This is a genomic window from Marinobacter psychrophilus (assembly GCF_001043175.1).
GTDB lineage: Bacteria > Pseudomonadota > Gammaproteobacteria > Pseudomonadales > Oleiphilaceae > Marinobacter > Marinobacter psychrophilus.
Window position 1 is genome coordinate 791,521 of record NZ_CP011494.1, and the last position, 24,269, is coordinate 815,789.

A 24,269-nucleotide genomic window follows, 5' to 3' on the forward strand; every position below is an offset into this window, starting at 1 on the left:
ATTAAGGTGTCTGAAAACCGGCACTTGCCAGCGCCTAGCAGTGCGCAGCAGTTTATCATGGCCGCACGTAAACAGTCTTGATTGCCGATTTCTTGGGATTCTGCAAGAATGAGAGCAACTTGGAAAAACCTGACCGTCGCATTTTGCTACGGTTAACCGACTATTAACGAGGTACTGTACCGTGATCGACTCAGACGGTTTCAGACCCAACGTCGGAATCATTCTGGCCAACCACAAAGGGCAAGTGTTGTGGGCGAGACGCATAGGCCAAAACTCCTGGCAGTTCCCGCAAGGTGGAATTCATCAGGATGAAACACCGGAACAGGCATTGTACCGGGAGCTTGGGGAGGAAGTCGGGCTGTGCGCCCGCGACGTGGAAATTATCAGCTGTACGCGAGGCTGGTTACGATACCGCTTACCGCGGCGGATGGTTCGCCACAATTCGCACCCATTGTGTGTAGGGCAAAAACAGAAATGGTTCCTGTTGAGGATGCTTTCACCAGACGCGCAGGTATGCGTAGATGGAACCGATTCACCGGAATTCGACGGCTGGCAGTGGGTAAGCTACTGGTATCCGTTGGGGCAGGTGATCTCATTCAAAAAAGAAGTCTACCGACGTGCGCTGCGCGAACTGGCGCCGCGGCTGTTCCACAACATGGAGCAGGTGCGGCGTGCCGAGCACAACCGGCGCTCGAAGGAACAATCATGACGACGGGCTAATCCCAACATGCTGAGTACATTGCGAACGATCGTCCAGGAAGTAAACAGCGCCCGCGACCTGCAGGAGGCGCTGAGCATTATTGTCTCGCGTGTGCAAAAAGCCATGAACACCGAAGTTTGCTCGGTGTATCTGCTAGACCCTGCTACCAACCGCTACGTACTGATGGCCACTGAAGGGCTGTACCGCAAAGCCGTTGGGAGAGTTAGCCTGGGTTATTCCGAGGGCCTTGTGGGCCTTGTGGGCTCGCGGGAAGAGCCGATTAATCTGGAGGATGCGCCTTCTCATCCTCGTTACCGTTACTTTCCTGAAACCGGCGAAGAACGCTTCCGCTCGTTTCTGGGTGTGCCCATTATTCACCATCGCCGCCTGATGGGTGTTCTAGTAGTGCAGCAGCGTGAGAGTTCACGCAGTTTTAATGAAGGCGAAGAAGCCTTTATGGTGACTATCTCGGCTCAGCTCAGCGGGGTGATCGCCCACAGCGAGGCCACGGGCGCCATAGGTGGTTTGTCGCTCACCGGCGAGGAAGCGCATGACATCGGTTTTGACGGCGTGCCCGGAGCACCCGGCGTGGCCATTGGCACCGGCGTAACCGTTTACCCGGCGGCAGACCTGGACCTTGTGCCAGAAAAAACCACGGATGATATTGAGCACGAACTGGACCTGTTCCAGTGCGCGGTAAGTGCCGTGCGCGGAGACATCGAGCGGGTCGCAGCACGACTGGCCTCGCAGCTGAGGCCGCAGGAGCAGGCGTTGTTTGATGTGTACCTACGCATGCTCAGCGATGAAGCCCTGCCGGACGAAGTTAACGGCAAAATTCGCGAAGGTAACTGGGCCCAAGGATCGCTGAAACAGGTTGTGCAGCAGTACGTGCGCAATTTCGAGATGATGGATGATCATTATCTGCAGGAGCGGGCGGTAGACGTGCGCGATCTGGGTCGGCGGTTGTTGTCGCATCTGCAGGAAGGCGAGCAAGCCAGCCTTGAATACCCCGAACGCACCGTATTGGTGAGTGAAGAGATCACCCCCGCTATGCTGGGCGAAGTGCCCAAGGGCCAGTTGGTGGGATTGGTGTCGGTGAAAGGTTCCAGCCACTCCCACGTGGCTATTCTGGCCCGCGCTATGGGCATACCCACGGTAATGGGGCTGGTCGACATACCCGTGAATCAGCTCGACGGGAAGGAACTGGTTGTCGACGGCTTCGAAGGCCAGATCTTCGCGTCACCATCGGCGGATCTGCGCGCTTATTACCAAGTTATCTGCGACGAAGAAAACGAGCTGATTCGGGGTCTCGAAGCCCTGCGCGATTTGCCTTGTGAAACCACCGACCATCACAGGGTATCAATGCTGGTAAACACCGGGTTAATGACCGATGTGTTGCGGTCGCTGACTCACGGCGCCGAAGGCATTGGTCTGTACCGCACAGAAGTGCCGTTCATGATTAAAGATCGCTTCCCTTCGGAACAGGAACAGCGCGAATACTACCGTGAGCAGTTGGAAGCCTTTGCGCCTAACCCTGTGACCATGCGCACCCTGGACATCGGCGGCGACAAGTGCCTGACGTATTTCCCCATCCAAGAGGAAAACCCGTTTCTGGGCTGGCGTGGCATCCGGGTCACCCTGGATCACCCGGAGATTTTCCAGCTGCAGGTGCGGGCGATGATGAAGGCCAGCGAAGGCCTGAACAATTTGCAGATCATGCTGCCAATGATCAGCAATATTTCCGAAGTAGAAGAGTCTCTTCATCTGATTTACCGCGTATATCACGAAGTGCGTAAAGACGGCTACAACATCCACATGCCAAAAGTGGGCGTGTTGATTGAAGTGCCGGCAGCGGTATATCAGATACGCGAATTGGCTGACCGGGTGGATTTCCTGTCGGTGGGTACCAACGATTTAACCCAATATTTATTGGCAGTAGACCGTAATAACCCCCGTGTGGCCCCGCTGTACCATTCTTACCATCCTGCTGTGCTGCAGGCGCTGGTTCGTATTGCCCAAGACGCTCATGCCGTGGGCAAGCCTGTGGGGGTGTGTGGCGAATTAGCGGGGGACCCGGGAGGCGCCGTATTGCTGATGGCCATGGGCTACGATTCACTATCGATGAACGCAGCCAGCCTGCCAAAAGTAAAATCGGTGATTCGCAGTGTCAGTCTTGAGTGGGCGACAAATTTGTTAGCAGATATCCTGCTGCTTGATTCGCCTCATGTAATCAAAAGCTGTGTTGACTTGGCGCTGCGTAATGCCGGCTTTGGCCGCTATATGCGGCCCGGAAAATCCACTGGCAAAACGTTGGCAGAGGTAGCCTCGGCATCTGCCTGAATAACTCGAAAAGGCCAAGCTATGAGTAATGGCAAACTAACAAAAAAACCGCAGCCGACGAACGCAGCGAACGGCAAAAAACCCCGAATCGGTGTGGCGTTAGGCGGTGGAGGCCCGATAGGCGGTATATACGAAATAGGGGCGCTGAGGGCACTTGACGAAGCTCTGGAAGGGCTAGATTTCAATGATCTGGATGTTTACGTAGGGGTAAACTCAGGGTCGTTTGTGGCGGCTCATCTGGTGAACCAGGTAACCACCGCCCAGTTGTGTAGAATTTTTGTGCGCAATGAATCCGAATTGCACCCGTTTCATCCCGGCGTTTTTTACCGTCCGGCCTTCGCTGAAATGGGCCGCCGTTTACTGGCCATACCGGGGTTGATTACCACCGCGCTCACCCGTTTTTTTTACAACCCCTACGATCAGAGCCTGCTGGAAGCCTTGACCATTCTGGCCCAAGCCGCACCCGCCGGGCTGTTCAATAACGAAGGCTTGCACCATTACTTAAGGCGCGCGTTTACTATGCTCGGCCGCACCAACGATTTCCGCCAACTCAAGCGCCAGCTGTTCATTGTGGCCGCCGATGTGGAGAGTTCGAAGTCGGTGTGTTTTGGTGCGCCGGGCTTTGACGCTGTGCCCATTTCTAAAGCCATTCAGGCCAGCACGGCGTCGGCGGGCATTTACGTACCGGTGGAAATAGACGGCCATTACTACGTCGATGGTACCCTGCGTAAAGGCCTTCACGCCTCGGTGGCGTTTGACCATCAGGCTGACCTGGTGCTGGCAATCAATCCCCAGGTACCGCTAGACGCCACTGCCGCCATGAAGGCAGGCACCTTGGCAGCTGGCGAGATGACCCGCTCTGGCATGCCCAATGTGCTGGCGCAAACCTACCGCACCATGGTGCATTCGCGCATGCAGTCCGGAATAGACCGCTACGCCCAAGATTATCCGGACAAAGACATTGTGCTGTTTGAGCCTCGCAGCGAAGACGCCATTCTGTTTGGTTCCAATGTGTTCAGTTTTGAATCCCGGCGCTTGCTGTGCGAACACGCCTACCAGGCGACTCGACGCGATTTGCGCCTTCGTGCTGCAGAGCTGGAGCCCAAATTGGCGAAATACGGTATTGCTCTGCGCCACGATTGTCTGAGCGACACAGATCGCACAGTCAGCACTAGTCTGTTTGGCGAGTTACCACCGGCCACGTTAAGGGCAAAATCGCAGACACAAAAAAGCCGGCTGGCGGCCGGCTTGCAAAGTGTTAACGGGCAGACAGAAAAGGCCCGATCTTGATAGCGCGCGACCAGAATGCATTTTTATTCTGGTCGCGGTTTTAGTTATCGCCCGCTACAGAATGTAGCGGCTTAAATCTTCATCTTCCGCCAATTTGCCAAGTTTCTCCTCGACGTACTCGGCGGTGACTTCGAACTCTTCCGTGATCTTGTCGCCGGCATCGAATGACAGGCTTTCCAACAATCTTTCCAACATCGTGTGCAAACGTCGCGCGCCGATATTTTCAGTGTTCTCGTTCACTTTCCACGCCACTTCTGCCAAGCGGGTAATGGCGTCGTCGGTAAAGCTGAGCTTCAGGCCCTCGGCGCCCATCAATGCTTCATACTGCTGCACCAATGAGGCATCCGGCTCTGTCAGAATGCGCTTGAAATCGTTTGGCGTTAGCGCATGCAGTTCTACCCGAATCGGCAAGCGGCCCTGCAACTCTGGAATCAAGTCTGACGGCTTGGTCATGTGGAAGGCGCCAGAAGCAATAAAAAGGATGTGATCGGTACGAATAGCGCCATATTTGGTGGTGACCGTGTTGCCTTCAATCAGCGGCAGAAGGTCACGCTGAACGCCCTCGCGGGACACATCTGCGGAGTTGTTGTCAGAGCGTTTGGCCACTTTGTCGATTTCATCCAAAAACACGATGCCGTTTTGTTCAACAGCTTGTACCGCTTTTTGTTTGATATCTTCTTCGTTTACCAGCTTGGCGGCTTCTTCATCCTTCACCCGACGTAGAGCATCAGCCACCCGCATCTTGCGGGTTTTGCGCTTGTCCTGGGACATGTTGGCAAACATGCTTTGCAGCTGGTTGGTCATTTCTTCCATACCCGGCGGTGCCATAATTTCGACACCGGCACCGCTGTTGCGCAGATCAATCTCAATTTCTTTGTCGTCCAGCTCGCCTTCCCGCAGTTTTTTACGGAACATCTGGCGGGTGGTCGATTCTTCCTTCGGCTTGCTGTCGTTGTTGACATCCCGCGCCGGTGGCAACAGGGCGTCCAGAATGCGATCTTCCGCGGCGTCCAGAGCGCTGTTTTCGTGGCGCTTCATTTCCTGTTCCCGCAGCATTTTTACGGCTATATCAGCCAAGTCGCGAATGATGGAATCGACATCGCGACCCACATAACCTACCTCGGTAAATTTGGTCGCTTCCACTTTCAAAAAGGGTGCGTCCGCCAGTTTGGCCAGGCGCCGGGCAATTTCGGTTTTACCGACACCGGTGGGGCCAATCATCAGAATATTCTTGGGGCTGATTTCTTCACGCAGCTCGTCGTTGAGCTGCATCCGGCGCCAGCGATTGCGCAGGGCAATGGCTACCGCGCGCTTGGCTTCCTGCTGGCCAACAATGTGTTTGTCCAGCTCGAGGACAATTTCTCTAGGAGTCAGTGCAGACATGATCGCTCCGGCTTAATCGTTGGCAGAAAGCACTTCAATGGTGCGATTCTGGTTGGTGTAAATGCAGATGTCAGCCGCTATGATCAGCCCTTTTTCGGTAATCTCGCGGGCACTCATGTCGGTGTTCTCTAACAGCGCGCGGGCAGACGCCTGGGCGAAAGGGCCGCCGGAACCAATGGCAATCAGGCCCATTTCTGGCTCTATAACATCGCCGTTGCCAGTAATGATGAGTGAGGCGGTTTTATCGGCCACCGCCAGCAGGGCCTCGAGTTTTCGTAACGCCCGGTCTGATCGCCAGTCTTTGGCCAGCTCCACTGCGGCGCGAGTTAGGTTGCCCTGGTGTTTTTCCAGTTGCGCTTCAAAGCGCTCGAACAGGGTGAACGCATCGGCGGTACCCCCGGCAAAGCCCGCCAAAACCTGGCCTTTGTACAAGCGGCGCACTTTGCGGGCATTGCCCTTCATTACGGTATTGCCAAGGGACACCTGGCCGTCACCGCCCATGGTGACTTCGTCGTCACGGCGTACGGAAAGTATGGTTGTCATGTGGGCTCCAGTTGCCTGATCGAATGTGTTAGCGCAGTTATGGAGGCAGCGCCGCGATTTTCAAGGCAGAACGTTCAGCACTTAATTGTAGGTTTACGCATCAGAACTAAAAGAGATTAGCTCTTTTTGGGGATTTTCCGCACCAGCGGTTGAATGCTGATAGACACCAGTTTGTCCACAGCAGCGTTCATTTGGCTGCGGGATGTGAACGGGCCGACATTCACCCGATACCAGACATTGCCCTCTTCCAGATCGATTTTTTGCACCGCTGCGCGTAAACCCTGGAACGCGATTTCGGCGCGCTGGCGTTCAGCATCTTCAGCTTTGCGGAACGAACCGGACTGCAGCAGGTAATCGACTTGCGGGCGCCCTGGGCTAGGCGTGTATTCGTCCACCGTAGAAGGCATTACCTCGGTTTCCGGCAGCATTTCGTAAAAACGGAATTGGGGTTTGGCGATTTCCGGTTTTATCAGCGCTGGTGTTTTGGTAGGTGCCTTCTGCTCAGTGGGCGCCGCGTCTTTGGCGGGTGCCTCGCTGCCAGGCAAACTGTTCAGGTACACAATAAAGCCGATGAAACCGCCCACAGCCGCCAGTGCCAATACCGATTTCATCGACAGGTTACCGTGTTGAGCTCGCGCCGGGGCGGCGGCTTTGGGCGCCCGGGTGCGGGCAGGCTTGCCCGCTTTTTGATGAGGCGTAGTGGCCTGGTTGGGTGACGATTTGCGGGCGTAGTCTCGCGACATTTTATGGTTACATCTCGTCCGGAGCACTAACGCCCAGCAGGCCTAAGCCATTTTCGATTACCTGGCGTATGGCCAAGTACAAGCTGATGCGGGCATCGCGTAGGGCGGTGTCTTCAATCAGCACCTTGTGGGCGTTGTAATAGCTGTGGAACAGGCCGGCCAATTCCCGCAGGTACTGGCTCAGGGTGTGGGGCTCGCGCTGGGCAGCGGCACTGGCAACCAGCTCTGGATATTTTGCCAATTGGTTGGCCAGTTCTTTCTCCTCATCCAGCGTTAGCAGAGTCAGGTCGCCTACGCATTCGTGACGGCCACGCTGCACGCCTTCGACGGCCAGCTTGCGCAACACGCTGCAGATGCGGGCGTGAGCGTACTGGATGTAATACACCGGGTTTTCGTTGGTTTGCGAGCGTGCAAGATCAATGTCAAAGGTCAGCTGGGAGTCCACTCGCCGTGCGGCCAGAAAGAAACGGGTGGCGTCGCGGCCTACCTCTTCAATCAGGTCGCTTAGAGTGACATAACTGCCTGCGCGTTTGGAGAGTTTTACCTCTTCACCACCGCGGGTGACCATCACCATTTGGTGCAGCACATAATCTGGCCAACCTTCTGGAATACCGATATTCAACGCCTGCAAGCCGGCGCGAACGCGGGTAACGGTTGAGTGATGGTCGGCGCCCTGTTCGTTGATAACCGTGCTAAAACCGCGCTGCCACTTGTCCAGATGATAGGCAACATCCGGCAGAAAGTAGGTGTAGCCGCCGTCGGTTTTGCGCATAACCCGGTCTTTATCGTCGCCAAATTCGGTGGTTTTCAGCCACAGGGCGCCGCCATCTTCGTAGGTGTAGCCGTTTTCTTGCAGGCGCTTAACGGTGGCTTCAACTTTGCCGTCGTTGTACAGCGAGGATTCCAGGAAATACACGTCAAATTCGACGCCAAAGGCTTTCAGGTCAAGGTCCTGCTCGCGGCGCAGATAAGCCACGGCAAAATCCGTAATGGCTTCAAGGTTGTCCGGCTCGGCCTGGCCGGTCACTGAGCGGTCGTCTGCCGTAATTGTCTTTCCGGCTAGATAGGCCTCGGCCACGTCGGCAATATAGTCGCCGCGGTAACCATTTTCAGGCCAGCTTTGGTGATCTGGCGTTAGGCCTTTTACCCGGGCTTGAACGGATAACCCCAAGTTATTGATCTGGGCGCCAGCGTCGTTGTAATAAAACTCGCGAGTAACCTGATAGCCGTTGGCATCCAGTAGCCGACAAATGCAGTCACCTATTGCGGCACCGCGACCGTGGCCCACATGCAGAGGGCCGGTGGGGTTGGCGGAAACAAATTCCACCTGTACTTTTTCGCCCTTACCGCTGTGGTTACAGCCAAAGTTTTCAGCTTGTTCCAGTGCTGTATTCACAACGCCAAAGGCGCTGGCCGTACTCATGAAAAAGTTGATAAAACCTGGCCCGGCAATCTCCACTTTGTTGACCGCTGCACTGGCCGGCAAATTGGCCACCAGCGCCTCCGCCAGTTTGCGCGGCGCACAGCGGGCAGACTTGGCCGCCACCAGCGCAATATTACACGCGTAATCGCCGTGGGATTTGTCTTTGGTGTTGCCAATCTGTGGCGCAAAGCTTTGATCTGCTGGCAAAACGCCTTCAGATTGCAGCGCCGCCAGGGCAGACTGAAGCAGGTCGGAAACGGTCTCTTTCATGCTGTTGAATAGCTCGGCTGAACGGAAGTGGAAATGGGGCAGGGCGCCCACCAGAGTAGAAGTGTCACATTATCGCGGAAACTGATTTTGTAAGCAAAAGCCAGGGGGGGTGATAGCGGGCACTAGCCTGTTTCCTGTGGGTCTACGTCGATCATCCAGCGGCTGCCGGAGGGCTGTTTTTGTTGATCTAGATGCAGGCAAACGTTGGCGAGGGTCTTGCTCAGGCGCTTGCGGTTATCGGCGTTTATGACCAGCTGGGCGCGGTAGCGGTCGGCGCGACGGGCAATCAACGCTGGCAGTGGGCCCCAGATTTCCAGGCCCGGTGCCTGGGCCAAGGGTTTTATGGTGTCCAGTATCTGCAAACTTTTTTCCATGGTGTCGGCTTCGGCGCGGAATATGGCCATAGCGCGGTAAGGCGGCAGTTGGCCGCCTTCGCGCTCGACTAAAAGCTGTTCGGCCATATCCCCGTAGTGGCCCGTGCAAAGTGTTCTTAATAGCGGGTGGTCACTATGGCAGGTCTGCACCAGCACTGTGCCGGGCTTGTCGCCGCGACCCGCACGGCCGCTGACTTGCAGCAGGGTTTGTAGGAGCTGTTCAGGGGCGCGAAAGTCTACGCTGAACAGACCGCCGTCGGCGTTTATAACTACTACCAGCGTTACGTTGGCAAAATCGTGGCCTTTGGCCAGCATTTGAGTGCCCACCAGAATACAGGGCTCGCCGGTGTTCACGGTTTGTAGAATGGCTTGAATGCTGCCTTTACGCTGGGTGCTGTCGCGGTCAACCCGCACCACCGGGGTGTCAGGGAAGGCGGTGGTCAGTATGTCTTCGCTGCGCTCGGTGCCTTGGCCGACGGGCTTGAACGCATCACTTTGGCACTTCGGGCACTGGCTCGTTGCGGCGGCCTGAAAGTCGCAGTGGTGGCAGCGCATGGCGTTGTCACGGCGGTGGTAGGTCAGGCGGGTGTCGCAGCGCGGGCATTCGACCATGTGGCCGCAGTCAAAGCACATCATCACCGGTGCGAAGCCGCGGCGGTTCACATACACCAGCACCTGTTCGCCGTTGTCCAAAACCTGCTTGATTGCATTGAGTGCGGGGCGCGACAAACCGCCTTCTAAAGGCCGGCTACGAATGTCCAGCAGTTTTATTTGCGGTGGTCTGGCGTTGCCGGCCCGCTCCTCCAATGTGGCCAAGGTGTATTTGCCTTGCTGCGCGTTGTGCCAGGATTCCAGCGAGGGCGTGGCCGAGCCGAGTATTACCGGGCACTTGTTCAGGTGGGCGCGGTATACCGCAAGGTCGCGCGCTGAATAGCGAAAGCCATCGCCTTGTTTGTAGGAGCTATCGTGCTCTTCATCCACAATCAGCGTGCGTAAACCGGTAAAGGGCAACAAAACCGCCGAACGGGTGCCAATGAGTATGACGGGTTCGCCGTGGCGTATTTTTAGCCAGGTGTCCAGGCGCTGGCCGTCGTTCAGTGCCGAGTGCCACACCACAATCCGCTGGCCAAAATAGCGCTGGAAACGGGCCACGGTTTGCGGTGTCAGGTTTATTTCGGGCACCAGCACCAGGGCCTGATCCTGCTCACCCAAATGTTGCTTTAGATAGTGCAGATAGATTTCTGTTTTACCGCTGCCAGTGATGCCGTACAAAAGGCAGGCGCTAAAGCCCTGAGCCGGGTCTGGAAGCTGTGCTGCGGTATCTGTTTGTGCCGGTGATAACGTGGGTGCCGCAAAACTCTCTGTGGGTGTTGTTGCCAATACGGGTTCGGCGGCTTCAATTAGCTGCTTTTGTTCCAGGGTCTTCAGCTGGCTGCGGTTAAAGCCGGCGCTTAAGATGGCGCTTGTCGCAGCGCCTTGGGAATACTGCAAAAGCCAGGCTAGCAAGGCTTTTTGACGGTGGGCCTGCGGTGGCAACTGAGCACCGCTGCTGCGGGCTCGCCACCAGGCTTCGGTTTTGCGCAGTGCTGGCCGGCCGCGCCTGAGCGCTGGCGGTAAAGCCGTAAACAGGCATTCACCCAGCGGGTGTTGGTAATAGTCGCTGGCCCAGCTTAGCAGCCGCAGTGTTTCCTTTGGCAGCGCAGGCCAGCTTTCCATAACACTTCGAACCGGCTTCAGTGATACCCCGGGCGGCGGGGTTACGCCAACCGCAGTAACCAGTCCGGTTATCTGCTGGCGGCCAAAGGGAACCTGAACCCGCTGGCCGGGCTGAAGGCTGAGGTCGGCTCCAAGGGTGTAGTCAAACAGCCTTCGCAGCGGGCGGTTCATGGCGATGCGTACAACCTTGGTCACGGGATTTGCGCATTTAGATGGAAGCTATGCCTGGCAGGCGCTGCAACGGGTATTGGTGTCACGGTATATTCGTATCCTTGTGCAAGCGCCGGTTGCGGCGCTCTGCGCCGGTGGGCACGGGAATTCAGCAGTGTGGCGCTTGCCTGAGTGTTAGTTTGCAAGTAATATTCGCGCTCTGTTGGATGGGGCCGATTGTGCCCCGTCTCTCTTATTGATTCAAATATGCGGTGCCTGGCATACGGAACACTCTACGGAACATTCTTCGGAACAGCCGTAATCGTGACCAGGTGGCGGCATAACCTGACGAGGTTCTCCATGAAAGAAGGTATCCACCCGAAGTACGAAAACATCACTGCTACCTGTTCTTGCGGCAATGTGATCCATACCCGTTCTACCGTTGGTAAGGATCTGCAGTTAGACGTGTGTTCACAGTGCCACCCGTTCTATACCGGCAAGCAGAAAGTTATGGATGCCGGCGGCCGTATTGACCGTTTCCAGAAGCGTTTTGGCAGCCGTATTGTTGGCAAGAAAGAAGATTAAAGCCAGCGAATTGCAAAAAAGCGCCCTTGGGCGCTTTTTTTTGTCCCAAAAAAAGACGTATCTCGCTTTTGTAGGCGAAAATACGCAATAAGACGTATTGACGCTTTACCGGACGCTGGGATGGCCCTTGTCGTTTTATGCGGCGCGGGCCATACTGTCGTCCCGCCATAAGTACATCGGTAGTTCAATACACCGAAAGTTCAGTACGGCGGCTTTACACCCTTAAACGTGACAAACGGAATAGTGGCAATGTCTCAAGATCTGAAAGAAGCAGCCCTTGAATATCACGCCAAGCCGCGGCCTGGCAAGCTGAGTGTAGAAATCAGCAAGCCCACAAAAACAGCCCGCGATCTTGCACTGGCATACAGTCCCGGAGTTGCCGAGCCGGTCCGCGAGATCGCCCGTGACCCCGAAAACGCCTACAAATACACCATGAAAGGCAATCTGGTGGCGGTTATTTCTGACGGCTCCGCGATTTTGGGCCTGGGTAATCTTGGCCCACTGGCCAGTAAGCCAGTAATGGAAGGTAAAGGCGTTCTTTTCAAGCGCTTTGCCGGTATTGATGTATTTGATATTGAAGTCAATTCTGAAAGCCCTCAGGCTTTTATTGAAACCGTTGAACGCATTGCCGATACCTTTGGCGGCATCAATCTCGAAGATATCAAGGCGCCTGAGTGTTTTGAAATCGAGCGGGCGCTGATTGAAAAATGCAGCATACCTGTATTCCACGACGATCAACACGGCACCGCCATTGTAACGGCCGCCGGTATGCTTAACGCGCTGGAACTGCAGGGCAAGAAAATCGAAGAAACCACCATTGTGTGCTTGGGTGCCGGCGCTGCCGCCATTGCCTGCATGAAGCTGCTGATCAGTTGTGGTGTGCGTTCCGAGAATATTTGTATGGTGGACCGCAAGGGTGTGATCCACTCTGGCCGCGACGATCTGAACCAGTACAAGGCGATGTTCGCCAACGATACCGATAAACGTACGCTGGACGATGCCATCGACGGTGCTGATGTGTTTGTGGGTCTTTCCGGCCCGGACTTACTGAGCGCTGAACAGCTCAAGAAAATGGCACCTAACCCGGTTGTATTCGCCTGTTCAAATCCGGATCCGGAAATTGATCCGGCGACCGCTAACGCAGTGCGCGATGACCTGATCATGGCCACAGGCCGCTCAGATTATCCTAACCAAGTGAACAACGTGCTGGGCTTCCCCTTCATTTTCCGTGGTGCTCTGGATGTTCGTGCCACAGTGATTAACGAAGAGATGAAGATTGCTGCAGTAAACGCTATCCGCGAACTGGCGAAAGAGCCGGTGCCTCAAGAAATCTGCGAAGCCTACGGCGCTGACAGCTTCGAGTTCGGCAGGAATTACATTATTCCGAAGCCGATGGACGTGCGTTTGCTGGAAGTGGTTCCGGCGGCGGTCGCCCGTGCAGCAGTTGATACCGGTGTAGCTCGTAACCCATACCCGGCGCATTACCCGCTTAAATCCATGGACGATATTATTTAATCGACCAGGCGTTAAGCGAATAAAAAACCGGCGGTGCCTGTTAAATTTAGGCTTCGCCGGTTTTTTTGTGGGCACTTGGTTCTCTACTAAGGCCAACCGCGATACTCAGATCTGCTGCGCTCAGTTGCCTAGAACAGCTGCCGGGAAATGTCGTCGGTGTCGCCAGTTCCCAGGCCGCCGCGATCTTCCGCACTGATGACCTCGGGTTCGTCTTCTTCACGGAACAGTTCGAATACGCCTTCTTCGCCGGGGCGGGCGCGCTTGCCGGTATCTGCATTAATACGCACATTCACAATGCCATTTGGGCGCGGCATTTGCGCAGAGGGTGTTTGGTCCAGAGCGACTTTCATGTAGTCGATCCAAATCGGCAAGGCGGTACTGGCGCCGAATTCGTTTCGGCCCAAGGGCGCTGGCTGGTCAAATCCGACCCAGGCAATCACCGCCTGCTGATAGTTGAAGCCAGCAAACCAAGTGTCTATCTGTTCATTGGTGGTGCCGGTTTTGCCGGCAAGATCGTCCCTGTTCAGGGCGTTGGCGCGGCGGCCAGTGCCCAGTTTGATTACGTCGCGCATCATGGAGTGCAACATGTACACCGAGCGTTCGTCGGCCAGTCTTGGCATCCGTCGGGCTTGCGCCTGTACGACGCTTTCCAAGGGTTCATCGCTCAGTTCGGTCACAATGAAATCGTCGTTTGTGTCACCGTTGTTATCCGTGTCCTGCAAACCAGTTTTTTCAATTTCAACGGCGTTGCCGCAGTCGCTGTCGCAAAGAATTACGTCAGGTGCGTTGAAGACAGCCGTGCCTTGCGCATCTTCAATTCGGCGGATCAGAAAGGGTTCTACGTCATAGCCACCGTTGGCAATAACGGCCATGCCCCGTGCCAGTTCCATCGGCGACAGCAAGCCACTGCCCAGTGCCAGCGATAAATTAGAAGGCATGTCTGCAGTAGGTACTTTTAGCTGTTTGAGGTAATCCAGCATTGGCTGAATGCCAAGGTCGCGCAGCAAACGGATAGACACCAGGTTGCGTGAACGATAGAGGGCCTCGCGTAGGCGTGTGGGGCCGTAGAACTGGCCGGATGAATTTTGCGGGCGCCAGGCGATTTCTTGGCCTTTCTCTTCGAGTACGATGGGCGAGTCGTTAATTAGCGTCGCTGGGGTAAATCCAGATTCCAGAGCGTTCAGGTAAAGAAACGGTTTAAACGTGGAGCCGGGTTGGCGCTTGGCCTGGATGGCTCGGTTGTATTTGCTTTGCCCAAAGCTGTAGCCGCCGCCCAGAGCTTCAATGGCACCGGTTTCTGCGGTTAAGGCTATCAGCGCGCCTTCGACTCGCGGCACTTGATAAAGCGCTACATTTTGCACGACGTCAGTAAGGGGTTGTGCTCTGCCGTCGTCGGCGGCTTGGGGAGCCGCGTTATTCAGCGCTTTCACATAAACCACATCGCCAGGACTGAGTACGTCTGACGGTTTTTTTGGCGTCGGGCCAGTCAGGTTTTCGGTGCGGTAACGCTGAGCCCACGTCATGGTGTCTAACGTCATGGTCACGGGGCCAAGGACACGGGCGTGCAGTGTAGCCGTGCCGTTCTTGTCGTCGGTTTTCAGCACCACAGCAGGAATCAGCAGCCCGGTTCTCGGGTATGAGCGTAAGGCCGTGGCGAGCTCGTTGGCGTCTAACGATTCGATGTCAATAGTTCCTACTGCGCCGCGAAACCCGTGACGGCGATCATAGGCTTCCAGCCCATGGCGCAAGGCCTCAGTGGCGGTTTGCTGTTTTACGCTGTCAACGGTCAGGGTCACCGAGTAGCCATCGGTGTAGGCGTTATCGCCAAAGCGCCGAACCATTTCAGCGCGGGCCATTTCAGCGACGTAATCGGCGTCCACTTCGGTTTCGGTGGCGTTATAGGTGGCTGTCAATTCGGCATTAACGGCTTGTTCGTAGTCGTCCTGAGAGATCATCTCAAGCTCTTTCATGCGCCCCAATATCCAGTTTCGCCGTGCCAGAGCGCGGCTTGGATTCGCTAGGGGATTAAAAGCTGAAGGTGCCTTTGGCAGGCCGGCGAGCATGGCCATCTGGGCCAGCGTTAAGTCGCTCACGGGTTTGTTGTAGTAAACCTGGCTGGCGGCAGCAATACCGTAGGCGCGGTTGCCCAAATAGATTTTGTTGAGGTAAAGCTCAAGTATCGTGTTTTTGTCCAGCTCACGTTCAATTTGCAGGGCCAGCAAAATCTCGTTGAATTTACGAATGAACGTGCGATCCCGCGACAAAAAGTAGTTTTTTGCCACTTGCATAGTGATGGTGCTGCCTCCGGACTGTATGTGGCCGGTAGAAGCCAGTTCCAGTGCGGCCCGCGCCAAACCTTTTATGTCAACGCCGAAGTGTTCATAGAAACGGGAGTCTTCTGCAGCGAGAAATGCTTGCAGTTGGCGCTCGGGAACTTGCTCGATTGTGACGGGTGTCCTTCTCTTTTCACCAAATTCTGCTATTAATTTGCCGTCCTGACTGAATATCCGCAGCGGTGTTTGCAGTTTTATATCGAATAACTGCTCCGCGGCGGGAAGGCCAGGCCGAAGATACAAATAGAAGCCGGAACCAAGGACAAGGGTGACACTCAGTCCGGTTAGAAAAAACCAGATGAAAAGACGAGATGTACGCATCAAATAGGACATTTTTTTCTGACAACAGTTGGATATAGGTCTATGATTTGAACCATTGCATTAGGAATGGAGACTACTTCGCTGATACAAAAGCCCTGCGTTAAGAAGAATAGGGATTGTAATCGCAAAACAGAAGAAGTTCTCTTAAATAAAAAACATACAAAGAACATAACCGGCTGCAATTAACCAGTTATAGGGTGAGCGCGTGTTTGGATCTTTCGGAAAGAAATCCAGTGGTGTGCTGGGCTTGGACATAAGCTCGAGCTCGGTCAAGCTTTTGGAATTGTCAAAACAGGGCGATCGCTTTCGGGTTGAAAGCTATGCCGTCGAACCTTTACCTGCGAATGCTGTGGTGGAAAAAAACATCACGGATGTCGAAGCCGTAGGTGATGCGATCAAGCGCGTGGTGTCCAAATCCCGCTCTGGCGTCAAGCAAGTAGCCGTTGCCGTATCCGGTTCCGCGGTGATCACCAAGGTGATCCAGATGGATGGCGGTATCAATGAATTCGAAATGGAAGACCAGATCGCCCTGGAGGCAGATCAATACATTCCTTATCCGCTGGATGAAGTCGCGATTGATTTCGAGGTACAAGGTCCCTCTGAAGCCAATCCGGATAAGGTTGATGTACTGATTGCCGCCTGCCGCAAAGAGAATGTTGATGTGCGCCAAGACGCACTGGACATTGCCGGACTGACTACCAAAGTGGTTGACGTAGAGGCTTATGCCCTCGAGCGTGCCTATCAACTGATTGAATCGCAATTGAACTCCCACGGCGACGATCTGGTCGTGGCGATCATGGATGTGGGCGCCACCATGGCTACGTTGAGCGTGATTGCCGAAGGCAAAACTGTGTATACCCGCGAACAGGTGTTCGGTGGCAAGCAATTAACTGAAGAAATCCAGCGCCGCTATGGTTTGTCGCTGGAGGAAGCAGGCCTGGCCAAAAAGCAAGGTGGCTTGCCCGATGATTATGAAGCCGAAGTGCTGAACCCGTTCCGCGAGGCTGTGGTGCAGCAGGTCGCTCGGGCGATGCAGTTCTTTTTCGGCGCCAGCCAGTACAACTCGGTGGATTATGTGGTTTTGGCCGGCGGGACCTCGGCAATACCCGGGCTTGTTGACATGGTAGAGGAAAAAACGGGTACGCCCACGCTGGTAGCCAATCCGTTTGCGGACATGGCTGTTAGCTCGCGGGTCAATGCGTCGGCGTTGAGTAACGATGCTCCTTCGTTGATGATCGCGTGTGGTCTGGCAATGAGGAGCTTCGACTAATGGCAAGAATCAATCTTCGGCCTTGGCGTGAAGAGCTGCGCGCAGAAAAACAGAAACAGTTTGTGGTGCTGCTGCTGAGCGCTGCCATTATTTCAAGCGGCTTGGCGTTTTTGTGGAAAAACAACGTAGACAGCCGCATTGCCTATCAACAATCCCGCAATGCTTATATTCAAACAGCGGCCAGTAAGCTTGATGAGCAGATCAAGGAAATTGAAAGTCTGAAGCGTAAGCGCAATGAACTGTTAGCACGAATGAAAGTCATTCAGGATTTGCAGGGCAAGCGCCCGGTTATCGTGCGGGTATTCGACGAGCTGGTGCGTACCGTGCCCGATGGCCTGTATTTCAGCGATTTGAAGAAGGTCGGTGACCGCCTGGACTTGGTGGGTATGGCAGAGTCTAACAGCCGGATTTCATCACTGATGCGTCAGTTTGAAGACTCCGACTGGTTTACAAATCCCAATCTGTCCAACGTGTCGACTGCTGATGCCCGCCGTGCAGGTTACAGTCAGTTCAATTTGTCCGTCAGTCAGCAAACCCCTGGTATTGAAGGGGAGGAGAAACAATGAGCCTTGCGGACTCGCTGAAAAGCCTGAACGAATTCGATATCAATGATCTGGACATGAACAATGCTGGTATCTGGCCAGCACCGGTCAAAGCCATTGTGCTACTGCTGGTGTTTGGTCTGATTATGGGTGGCGGCTACTGGTTCTTTATAAAAGACCAGTTTGCGCAACTGGACAGGGTGGAAAGTACAGAGCTGGAATTGCGCAAGAATTATGAGAGCAAGGCTTTCCAAGTGGCTAACCTTAGCGTGTTCAAAGCGCAGATGGTAGAAATGGAAGAAACCTTTGGTGCGTTGGTGCGTCAGTTGCCAAGTGAAACCGAAGTGCCAGGCCTTTTGGAAGACATTACCAATACCGCGCTGGGTAGTGGTCTGGCTCTGCAGGAAGTGAAACTGCAGCCGGAGCAGAAGCGGGACTTCTACTCCGAACTGCCTATTAATATTCGAGTGTCGGGTTCTTACCATGAGCTAGCTACGTTTGTTAGCAGCGTGGCGAGCTTGCCGCGTATCGTGACTCTGCATGATTTGACGATTAAACCCATCGGAGCGGACAGCGATCAGCTGGATATGCAGGTTGTTGCCCGTACCTATCGCTATCGGGCCGGAGAATGAGCATGACGGTAAACCATGCCGGAAAAGCCTGTCTGGGTCTGTGCCTGGCATTGTCGCTGACAGCCTGTTCGCAGAGCAGCGGCTTTTCCGATCTCGACGCGTTTATGGAAGAAATTCGCGCAAAACCCCGGGGGTTTGTCGAACCTCTGCCGGAGTTCAACGCTTACGAGGCCTTTAGCTATTCGGCGTCAGATCAGCGCTCGCCGTTTGAGCCACCCATCGACGTGCAACTGACGATGATCAGCGAGCAGGAACAGCAAGCGATGAGTGACGTAAAGCCGGATATAGACCGGCCGCGTGAAGTGCTGGAGAATTTTGATCTGAAAGACCTGGACATGGTGGGGACCCTGCGCAACAGTGCAGGCACGCTGTTTGCCTTGTTAAAAGACAGCAGTGGTGGCATTCACCGTATAAACAGCGGCAATTTTATCGGTAAAAACTACGGTCGAATTGTGGGTGTAGGCGAGACCCGCATCGAACTGTTGGAAATTGTACCCGACGGCCGTGGCGGGTGGGTAGAACGCCCGCGCCAACTGTCGCTGGACGAAGGTGATAGCGATGGAGCGGCACCATAATGAATAACAGCAACATGAACGCACAAAAATGCTTGAAGCCGAGGCTAGCGATGTTCAAAAAACTCAACGTAATTGTCTGCGCGGTAACCATTGGGTTGCTGTCCAGCCTTGCTAACGCTGCCACTTTGCAGGATGTGTCGTTTTCTTCTTTACCCGGGGATCGGCTGGAAGTGACTTTGCAGTTTGACGGCCCACCGCCTGAACCTACGGGTTACACCATTGAGCGCCCCGCTCGTATTGCGGTAGACCTGAAAGACACCACCAGTGCCCTTGGTGCCCGCAGCTTGCCGTTGGGCAGCGGGAATGCGCAAAGCATGACCGTTGTTGAAACTAACGACCGTACCCGCCTTATTTTCAACCTGATTGAGCTGGTTCCTTACACCACTCAGCGCAATAATAACGCGTTGGTGATGATTATTGGCGGCGATTCCGCAGATGTAGCCAGTGGCGTTTCGGGATCTGACGGTGCCAGCCCGGTTGCTTCGGCAGCGGACGCGGCGGCGGCGTTGGTAGACGTCGATTTTCGTCGCGGTGCACAAGGCGAAGGCCGTGTGGTTGTGCGGCTGGCCAGTGCGACGACTCAAGTTGACCTGAGCGAACTGGGCGGAAAAATCAGACTGACCATGCCGGACCTAACTGTGCCCGAGCGTCTGCGTCGCCGTTTAGACGTGACAGATTTTGCCACGCCGGTACAACGGATCGACACCTTTATTGAGGGTGGCGGTGCGGTTATAGAAATTCGTCCGGAAGGCGACTATGACTACATTGCGTACCAGTCCGGCAACGAATTTACTGTGAGTGTTGAACGGCTCAGCGAGGAAGAAGCAGTAACCCGCCGTGAAGAGAAGTTCCCATATTCCGGCGACAAGCTTTCGCTAAACTTTCAGGACATTGAAGTTCGCTCGGTGCTACAGCTAATCGCTGACTTTACCGGTTTGAATCTGGTGGCCAGCGATACCGTTGGTGGAAGCATCACGTTGCGCTTGCAGAATGTGCCTTGGGATCAGGCGCTGGATCTCATTTTGAAAACCAAAGGCCTGGATAAGCGCCAGATTGGCAATGTATTATTGGTAGCGCCCGCCGATGAAATCGCTGCTCGTGAACGGCTGGAACTGGAAACAACCAAGCAGATCGCTGAACTTGCCCCAGTGCGTTTGGATATCATTCAGGTCAATTACGCAAAAGCGGCCGAAGTAGTAGCGTTGGTGCAGGCCGACCAAGAGCTGATTTCAAGCCGCGGTTTCATTTCCTCAGACGACCGAACCAACACCATCAGTGTTCGTGAAACCATTGAAAAACTGGACGAGATCCGTCGCCTTGTGTCCACCTGGGACGTACCCGTTCGTCAGGTTTCCATTGAAGCCCGGATTGTGCGCGCGCAAACCAACGTGGCCGAGAGCCTGGGTGTGAGTTGGGGCGGAGCAGCTTACAGCGTGAGTGGCAACAACGTAATTTCCGTAGGTGGCTCACAATCTGCAGTTGAAGAGGCACGCAGCGCTGCGAACGGCGGATCTGGAGAGATTACTTTCCCTGGGGCGTTAGCGGTAGATCTGGGCGTTAGCGGCAACGGGGCCTCTTCTTTTGCGATTGGTTTTGGCAGCAATGACTTCCTGGTAGACCTTGAACTGTCTGCGTTGGAAAGCGATGGCAAAGCGGAAATTGTGTCCCAGCCCAGAGTGGTTACAGCGGACCGCCAGACAGCGTCGATCAAATCGGGTCAGGAAATTCCGTATCAGGAAGCCAGCAGCAGCGGCGCCACCAGCACTTCCTTTAAAGAAGCGGTGTTGTCATTGGAGGTAACGCCGCAGATTACACCGGATGACAAAATCATCATGGACCTTGAGGTGACTCAGGACTCCCGTGGCGAAGACACCCCCAGCGGCCCGGCCATCAATACCAACTCGGTGACAACTCAGGTATTGGTCGCCAACGGTGAAACCATCGTTTTGGGCGGTATTTTCGAATCGACCAACACCGAAACCACCACTAAGACACCGTTCTTGGGCGATATTCCCTACCTGGGCAGGTTGTTCAAGCGCACTCAGACTACCGAGCTGCGTAGCGAACTGCTGATTTTTATCACCCCGAAAATCATCAAAAACGACCTCGTCCGTTAAGTTATCTGCAACAAAAAAACCGCCGCTTAAAAGCGGCGGTTTTTTTGTGCGTGTGAAACCCACGGCAGAACCGGACATTCTTATAGAATGACCGCCCCTATGCTATTCTGACCGGCTTGAACCTTATTGAGCGGACGTTATGTTGTTGCCCAAGCGAGTTATTCTGGTGGGTCCCATGGGGGCCGGTAAAAGTACCATCGGCCGTATGCTAGCGCGTGAGCTGGACTACCGCTTTTTGGATACCGACCGAATTATTGAAGAGCGCTGCGGTGCCAACATTCCCTGGATTTTCGATGTAGAGGGAGAAGACGGATTCCGCCAGCGCGAAACCGCCATGCTGAGCGAGCTTTCCACCGAGGCCGGTATCATTCTGGCGACTGGTGGAGGCGCGGTTGTGCGCGACGTGAATCATGAACTACTGCGTCGTAATTCGGTGATTGTTTACTTGCGCACATCGGTTGAACACCAGGTAGAACGAACCCGTAAAGACCGAAATCGTCCGCTGTTGCAGACAGCGGATCCGGAAGCAGTGCTGCGCCACCTATTCGCGATTCGTGATCCTATTTACGCCGAGCTGGCAACTATCACTATGTACACAGATCGCAAAAGCCCGCGATTGGTGGTGCGCCAACTGGTTAATCTGCTAAACCCAAAAACACCCCGTCACATACGCCAGATTCGAAAGGAAGGTCGTCATCATGCCTGAATTACTCCGTAAACTTTTGGTAGACCTTGGCGAACGAAGCTATCCAATATTGATTGGCGAGCAGCTGTTGGGGCAATATGATTTGACGTCTTATGTCGGCGGTTGTCAGGTGATGATTGTGTCTAACGACACCGTGGCCCCGCTCTATCTGGAGCAGGCAAAAGCCTGTTTTGCAGGCAAACAGGTGGATTCGGTGATTTTGCCAGATGGCGAAAAACACAAAGACTGGCAAACCCTGAATCTGATTTTTGATGCACTGCTGCAGCATAGGCACAATCGCACGACGACTCTGGTAGCTCTGGGCGGCGGCGTCGTAGGGGACATGACTGGATTTGCGGCGGCGAGTTACCAGCGCGGCGTAGCGTTCATCCAGATTCCAACAACGCTGCTGTCGCAGGTGGATTCCTCTGTTGGTGGCAAAACCGGGATCAATCACCCCTTGGGTAAAAATATGATCGGGGCTTTCCATCAGCCCCAAGCCGTGCTGATTGATATAGGTACCCTGGTGACGCTGCCAGACCGGGAAGTCTGTGCCGGGATGGCGGAAGTCATCAAGTACGGTCTGATTCGCGATCTGCCTTTTCTGCACTGGCTGGATCAGAATCTTGGATCTTTGCTTGAAAAGAATCCGCTGCAGGTCGCAGAGGCCATCTACCGTTCTTGCGTCTGCAAAGCGGAAGTGGTGGCTATTGATGAACGCGAAGGCGGCCTGAGAGCCATACTCAATCTTGGCCACACCTTCGGCCACGCTATTGAGACTTTCGCCGGCTATGGCAATTGGTTACACGGAGAAGCCGTTGGCACCGGCATGCTGATGGCAGCGGATCTTTCCGCTCGCGAAGGTTTGATCAGTGCTGCCGAATATCAGCAGATTTACAGCCTGATCAGCCGCGCCGGATTGCCGCCGCTGGCGCCTGCAGCGATGCGCCCGAACGACTTCATAGAGCTGATGGCAGTGGATAAAAAGAATGTAGATGGACAGCTCAGGCTGGTTCTGCTGCAGGCGGTGGGCGAAGCGGTTGTGACCGCCAAAACTGCGCGCAAAAACCTTGAAGCAACCCTGAACGCTTTTTGCCAGCGTTGAGCCCAGAGCCCGAGACGATATCGCCATGGTCAACGACGACAATCTGAACAGTCAGGAAGCCGGGGGTCTTTTCCCCCGCCTGCAGGAGCGCTTTGGTCTGCGGGCAGATCCTTCCGCGATGGAAGCGCCGTTTTTTACCGGCGCGCAGCGCCAATCGGCTCTTGAATCCTTGCGTCAGATGAGTAGTTTCGGCGACATGGCCGTGTTGGTCAGCGCCCCATCCGGGCTAGGCAAAACCCGCCTGCTGGCAGAACTTGTGCGCAGTGAATCGTCTCGGCTGGAATTTCATCGCTTGGGTAGTGCAGCGTTGGGTAGCCCTCAGGCACTGGTGCGGGACTTGTCTATAGTGGCTCGCTGCCTGGATTTAGAGGCTGGTCCCAAGGCTGCCCTGTCGCAGTTTTTTAAATGGTCTGAGCAACGTGCCGGTAAAGGCCAGCGCATGGTGCTGCTGATCGATAATGCCGAGCAGGCGCCGGCAGAGCTGTTGAATCTTTTGTTTAACGGTTTTTTGGGCGCCAATCGTAGTTTGGCCGCTTTACCGGTGTTCGCCGGCACGGAAGCGCTGCCTGGCATGATGGAGCTTGCGCAACAGGCTTCGGGAACGGTGCACCAGATTACACTGGCGCCTTTAAACCGGGATGAACTGGCGGAATATCTGCAGCCTAGGGTGAAGCTTGCTGGTGGCAATGCCGGTGAATTGTTAAGCCCAGATCGCTTAAAGCAGATTTATACCCGCAGTTTGGGTAACTTTTGCGCGATCCAACGTATAACTCCAACTGTATGGCTGGATATGGCAGTAAGGGCTGCACCTACACGGCACCGTTCCAAAATGCCCTGGCGTACGTTGGGATGGCCGTTACTGGCGCTGGTTTTGCTGGCGGCTTCTTGGTGGTTTGTTTCCCGCCAGTACGACACAGTGATGAGCGAAGAAGACACCAGCGCCCAGACGCAAACGTTAGAGCCCGTGCGCAAAAGTATAACTGTCGGTCCGGAGGTAGCACCAGAGCAAGGCGCAGCAGCGCAGCCAACGTCGTCAATGGCCTTGGGCGCACCAGAGCCGGTCGTTGCTACAGATGATTTGGAGCCCAAATTAGAGCGGGAGTCGGTGATACAGCCCGAAACCATGGCGCAGTCAATATCGCGCTCAGGCAACCAGCTAACGACAAGCGAAGGCTCTATTACAGGCGGTGACACCACTAGAAAACAGGTTATTGATAATCCAGAGCCCGAACCCGCAACAGTAGTCGAGCCGGAGCTGGAGTTGGAGCTGGAAATGGTGTCTAAAGCCCAACCTGTGCCTTCGCCGCGAACCGCAGTGGAGGCAGTGCCTGCTCAGGTAGCTTTTACCCCGGCCAAGCTTGATCGCTTTGTGCCCTTGCTGCAGCGCCGCAGTAGTGGTGGCTGGACCATTCAGCTTGTGGCCGGCAACCTGGAGCAGACCGCATTGAATATTTTGCGTCGTTATCCGCAGGTAGATGCGATGGTATACACCCGCGGCGAACGTAACGGTAAGCAGTGGTTCATGGTTTTTCAAGGCATTTACCCCAGCAAGGATGCTGCACAGCAGGCGGCTCAAACTCTTCCCGCTGGCCTAGTGTCAGGGAAACCCTGGGTGCGTGAGAACCGGAGTTTGTAGTCCTGAATGTCCAAAATCGGC

At 54.9% G+C, this 24,269-nt stretch carries 19 protein-coding genes; 13 read left to right on the forward strand and 6 right to left on the reverse strand.

Annotation, left to right across the window (positions count from 1 at the left end; all coding sequences use genetic code 11):
- Nucleotides 1-181 precede the first annotated feature (181 nt).
- The 3 genes from ABA45_RS03575 to ABA45_RS03585 are packed head-to-tail and all read left to right on the forward strand — an operon-like array spanning nucleotide 182 to nucleotide 4,330.
- A complete protein-coding gene (locus ABA45_RS03575) occupies nucleotides 182-709 on the forward strand; it encodes an RNA pyrophosphohydrolase (protein ID WP_041635050.1) in 528 nt (175 codons plus the stop codon).
- Between the two features lie 18 nt (nucleotides 710-727).
- On the forward strand, nucleotides 728-3,040 hold the full coding sequence (ptsP, locus tag ABA45_RS03580) for a phosphoenolpyruvate--protein phosphotransferase (protein WP_048384355.1): 2,313 nt from the start codon (nucleotides 728-730) through the stop codon (nucleotides 3,038-3,040).
- Between the two features lie 21 nt (nucleotides 3,041-3,061).
- Nucleotides 3,062-4,330, forward strand: coding sequence for a patatin-like phospholipase family protein (locus ABA45_RS03585; RefSeq protein WP_048384356.1), 1,269 nt, complete (start codon nucleotides 3,062-3,064; stop codon nucleotides 4,328-4,330).
- A gap of 54 nt (nucleotides 4,331-4,384) precedes the next feature.
- On the opposite strand, the gene hslU is transcribed toward ABA45_RS03585, so the two are convergent.
- The 5 genes from hslU to ABA45_RS03610 form a co-directional block, all read right to left on the reverse strand.
- The gene (gene hslU, locus ABA45_RS03590) at nucleotides 4,385-5,713 is read right to left on the reverse strand and encodes an ATP-dependent protease ATPase subunit HslU (protein ID WP_048384357.1); all 1,329 of its coding nucleotides are present in this window, start codon (nucleotides 5,711-5,713) and stop codon (nucleotides 4,385-4,387) included.
- Nucleotides 5,714-5,725: 12 nt separating this feature from the next.
- Nucleotides 5,726-6,256 carry an ATP-dependent protease subunit HslV gene (gene hslV, locus ABA45_RS03595; RefSeq protein WP_048384358.1) on the reverse strand — a complete coding sequence of 177 codons (531 nt, stop codon included), beginning with the start codon at nucleotides 6,254-6,256 and terminating at the stop codon, nucleotides 5,726-5,728.
- Between the two features lie 116 nt (nucleotides 6,257-6,372).
- Nucleotides 6,373-6,999 carry an SPOR domain-containing protein gene (locus tag ABA45_RS03600; protein ID WP_048384359.1) on the reverse strand — a complete coding sequence of 209 codons (627 nt, stop codon included), beginning with the start codon at nucleotides 6,997-6,999 and terminating at the stop codon, nucleotides 6,373-6,375.
- Between the two features lie 7 nt (nucleotides 7,000-7,006).
- Complete coding sequence (gene argS / locus ABA45_RS03605) at nucleotides 7,007-8,692, reverse strand: arginine--tRNA ligase (RefSeq protein WP_048384360.1); 1,686 nt, start codon at nucleotides 8,690-8,692, stop codon at nucleotides 7,007-7,009.
- 122 nt (nucleotides 8,693-8,814) lie between these two features.
- On the reverse strand, nucleotides 8,815-10,977 hold the full coding sequence (locus ABA45_RS03610; RefSeq protein ID WP_048384361.1) for a primosomal protein N': 2,163 nt from the start codon (nucleotides 10,975-10,977) through the stop codon (nucleotides 8,815-8,817).
- A gap of 315 nt (nucleotides 10,978-11,292) precedes the next feature.
- Here ABA45_RS03610 and rpmE point away from each other — a divergent pair, with 315 nt between their 5' ends.
- On the forward strand, nucleotides 11,293-11,517 hold the full coding sequence (gene rpmE, locus ABA45_RS03615; RefSeq protein ID WP_014869990.1) for a 50S ribosomal protein L31: 225 nt from the start codon (nucleotides 11,293-11,295) through the stop codon (nucleotides 11,515-11,517).
- Nucleotides 11,518-11,766: 249 nt separating this feature from the next.
- Nucleotides 11,767-13,032, forward strand: a complete 1,266-nt coding sequence (locus tag ABA45_RS03620; protein WP_048384362.1) for a malic enzyme-like NAD(P)-binding protein — start codon at nucleotides 11,767-11,769, stop codon at nucleotides 13,030-13,032.
- A 128-nt stretch (nucleotides 13,033-13,160) separates the two neighbouring features.
- Here the strand turns inward: ABA45_RS03620 and ABA45_RS03625 are convergent, their stop codons facing one another.
- A complete protein-coding gene (locus ABA45_RS03625; protein WP_048384363.1) occupies nucleotides 13,161-15,698 on the reverse strand; it encodes a penicillin-binding protein 1A in 2,538 nt (845 codons plus the stop codon).
- Between the two features lie 193 nt (nucleotides 15,699-15,891).
- On the opposite strand from ABA45_RS03625, the gene ABA45_RS03630 reads away from it, so the two are divergent.
- From ABA45_RS03630 to ABA45_RS03665, 8 genes are all read left to right on the forward strand, one after another.
- Nucleotides 15,892-16,956 (forward strand): pilus assembly protein PilM, encoded by a 1,065-nt coding sequence (locus ABA45_RS03630; protein ID WP_048384364.1) that lies wholly within the window; start codon nucleotides 15,892-15,894, stop codon nucleotides 16,954-16,956.
- Complete coding sequence (locus tag ABA45_RS03635) at nucleotides 16,956-17,522, forward strand: PilN domain-containing protein (RefSeq protein WP_048384365.1); 567 nt, start codon at nucleotides 16,956-16,958, stop codon at nucleotides 17,520-17,522. The genes ABA45_RS03630 and ABA45_RS03635 overlap by 1 nt, the downstream gene beginning before the upstream one ends.
- Nucleotides 17,519-18,130 carry a type IV pilus inner membrane component PilO gene (gene pilO / locus ABA45_RS03640; protein WP_048384366.1) on the forward strand — a complete coding sequence of 204 codons (612 nt, stop codon included), beginning with the start codon at nucleotides 17,519-17,521 and terminating at the stop codon, nucleotides 18,128-18,130. Before ABA45_RS03635 ends, pilO begins: the two co-directional genes overlap by 4 nt.
- Nucleotides 18,131-18,132: 2 nt before the next feature.
- Complete coding sequence (locus ABA45_RS03645; RefSeq protein WP_048384367.1) at nucleotides 18,133-18,705, forward strand: pilus assembly protein PilP; 573 nt, start codon at nucleotides 18,133-18,135, stop codon at nucleotides 18,703-18,705.
- Nucleotides 18,705-20,822 (forward strand): type IV pilus secretin PilQ, encoded by a 2,118-nt coding sequence (gene pilQ, locus ABA45_RS03650; RefSeq protein ID WP_048384368.1) that lies wholly within the window; start codon nucleotides 18,705-18,707, stop codon nucleotides 20,820-20,822. Before ABA45_RS03645 ends, pilQ begins: the two co-directional genes overlap by 1 nt.
- Nucleotides 20,823-20,961: 139 nt before the next feature.
- Nucleotides 20,962-21,528: a shikimate kinase AroK gene (aroK, locus tag ABA45_RS03655; protein ID WP_014869998.1), complete on the forward strand. Its 567-nt coding sequence runs from the start codon at nucleotides 20,962-20,964 to the stop codon at nucleotides 21,526-21,528.
- Nucleotides 21,521-22,612, forward strand: a complete 1,092-nt coding sequence (gene aroB / locus ABA45_RS03660) for a 3-dehydroquinate synthase (RefSeq protein ID WP_048384369.1) — start codon at nucleotides 21,521-21,523, stop codon at nucleotides 22,610-22,612. The genes aroK and aroB overlap by 8 nt, the downstream gene beginning before the upstream one ends.
- Nucleotides 22,613-22,637: 25 nt before the next feature.
- Nucleotides 22,638-24,248, forward strand: coding sequence for an SPOR domain-containing protein (locus ABA45_RS03665; RefSeq protein WP_048384370.1), 1,611 nt, complete (start codon nucleotides 22,638-22,640; stop codon nucleotides 24,246-24,248).
- Nucleotides 24,249-24,269 lie beyond the last annotated feature (21 nt).

Coding starts and splice junctions, on each gene's coding strand:
- ptsP (WP_048384355.1), top strand. CDS start 728: ATGCTGAGTACATTGCGAACGATCGTCCAGGAAGTAAACAGCGCCCGC.
- ABA45_RS03585 (WP_048384356.1), top strand. CDS start 3,062: ATGAGTAATGGCAAACTAACAAAAAAACCGCAGCCGACGAACGCAGCG.
- hslU (WP_048384357.1), bottom strand. CDS start 5,713: ATGTCTGCACTGACTCCTAGAGAAATTGTCCTCGAGCTGGACAAACAC.
- hslV (WP_048384358.1), bottom strand. CDS start 6,256: ATGACAACCATACTTTCCGTACGCCGTGACGACGAAGTCACCATGGGC.
- ABA45_RS03600 (WP_048384359.1), bottom strand. CDS start 6,999: ATGTCGCGAGACTACGCCCGCAAATCGTCACCCAACCAGGCCACTACG.
- argS (WP_048384360.1), bottom strand. CDS start 8,692: ATGAAAGAGACCGTTTCCGACCTGCTTCAGTCTGCCCTGGCGGCGCTG.
- rpmE (WP_014869990.1), top strand. CDS start 11,293: ATGAAAGAAGGTATCCACCCGAAGTACGAAAACATCACTGCTACCTGT.
- ABA45_RS03620 (WP_048384362.1), top strand. CDS start 11,767: ATGTCTCAAGATCTGAAAGAAGCAGCCCTTGAATATCACGCCAAGCCG.
- ABA45_RS03625 (WP_048384363.1), bottom strand. CDS start 15,698: ATGTCCTATTTGATGCGTACATCTCGTCTTTTCATCTGGTTTTTTCTA.
- ABA45_RS03635 (WP_048384365.1), top strand. CDS start 16,956: ATGGCAAGAATCAATCTTCGGCCTTGGCGTGAAGAGCTGCGCGCAGAA.
- pilO (WP_048384366.1), top strand. CDS start 17,519: ATGAGCCTTGCGGACTCGCTGAAAAGCCTGAACGAATTCGATATCAAT.
- ABA45_RS03645 (WP_048384367.1), top strand. CDS start 18,133: ATGACGGTAAACCATGCCGGAAAAGCCTGTCTGGGTCTGTGCCTGGCA.
- pilQ (WP_048384368.1), top strand. CDS start 18,705: ATGAATAACAGCAACATGAACGCACAAAAATGCTTGAAGCCGAGGCTA.
- aroK (WP_014869998.1), top strand. CDS start 20,962: ATGTTGTTGCCCAAGCGAGTTATTCTGGTGGGTCCCATGGGGGCCGGT.
- aroB (WP_048384369.1), top strand. CDS start 21,521: ATGCCTGAATTACTCCGTAAACTTTTGGTAGACCTTGGCGAACGAAGC.
- ABA45_RS03665 (WP_048384370.1), top strand. CDS start 22,638: ATGGTCAACGACGACAATCTGAACAGTCAGGAAGCCGGGGGTCTTTTC.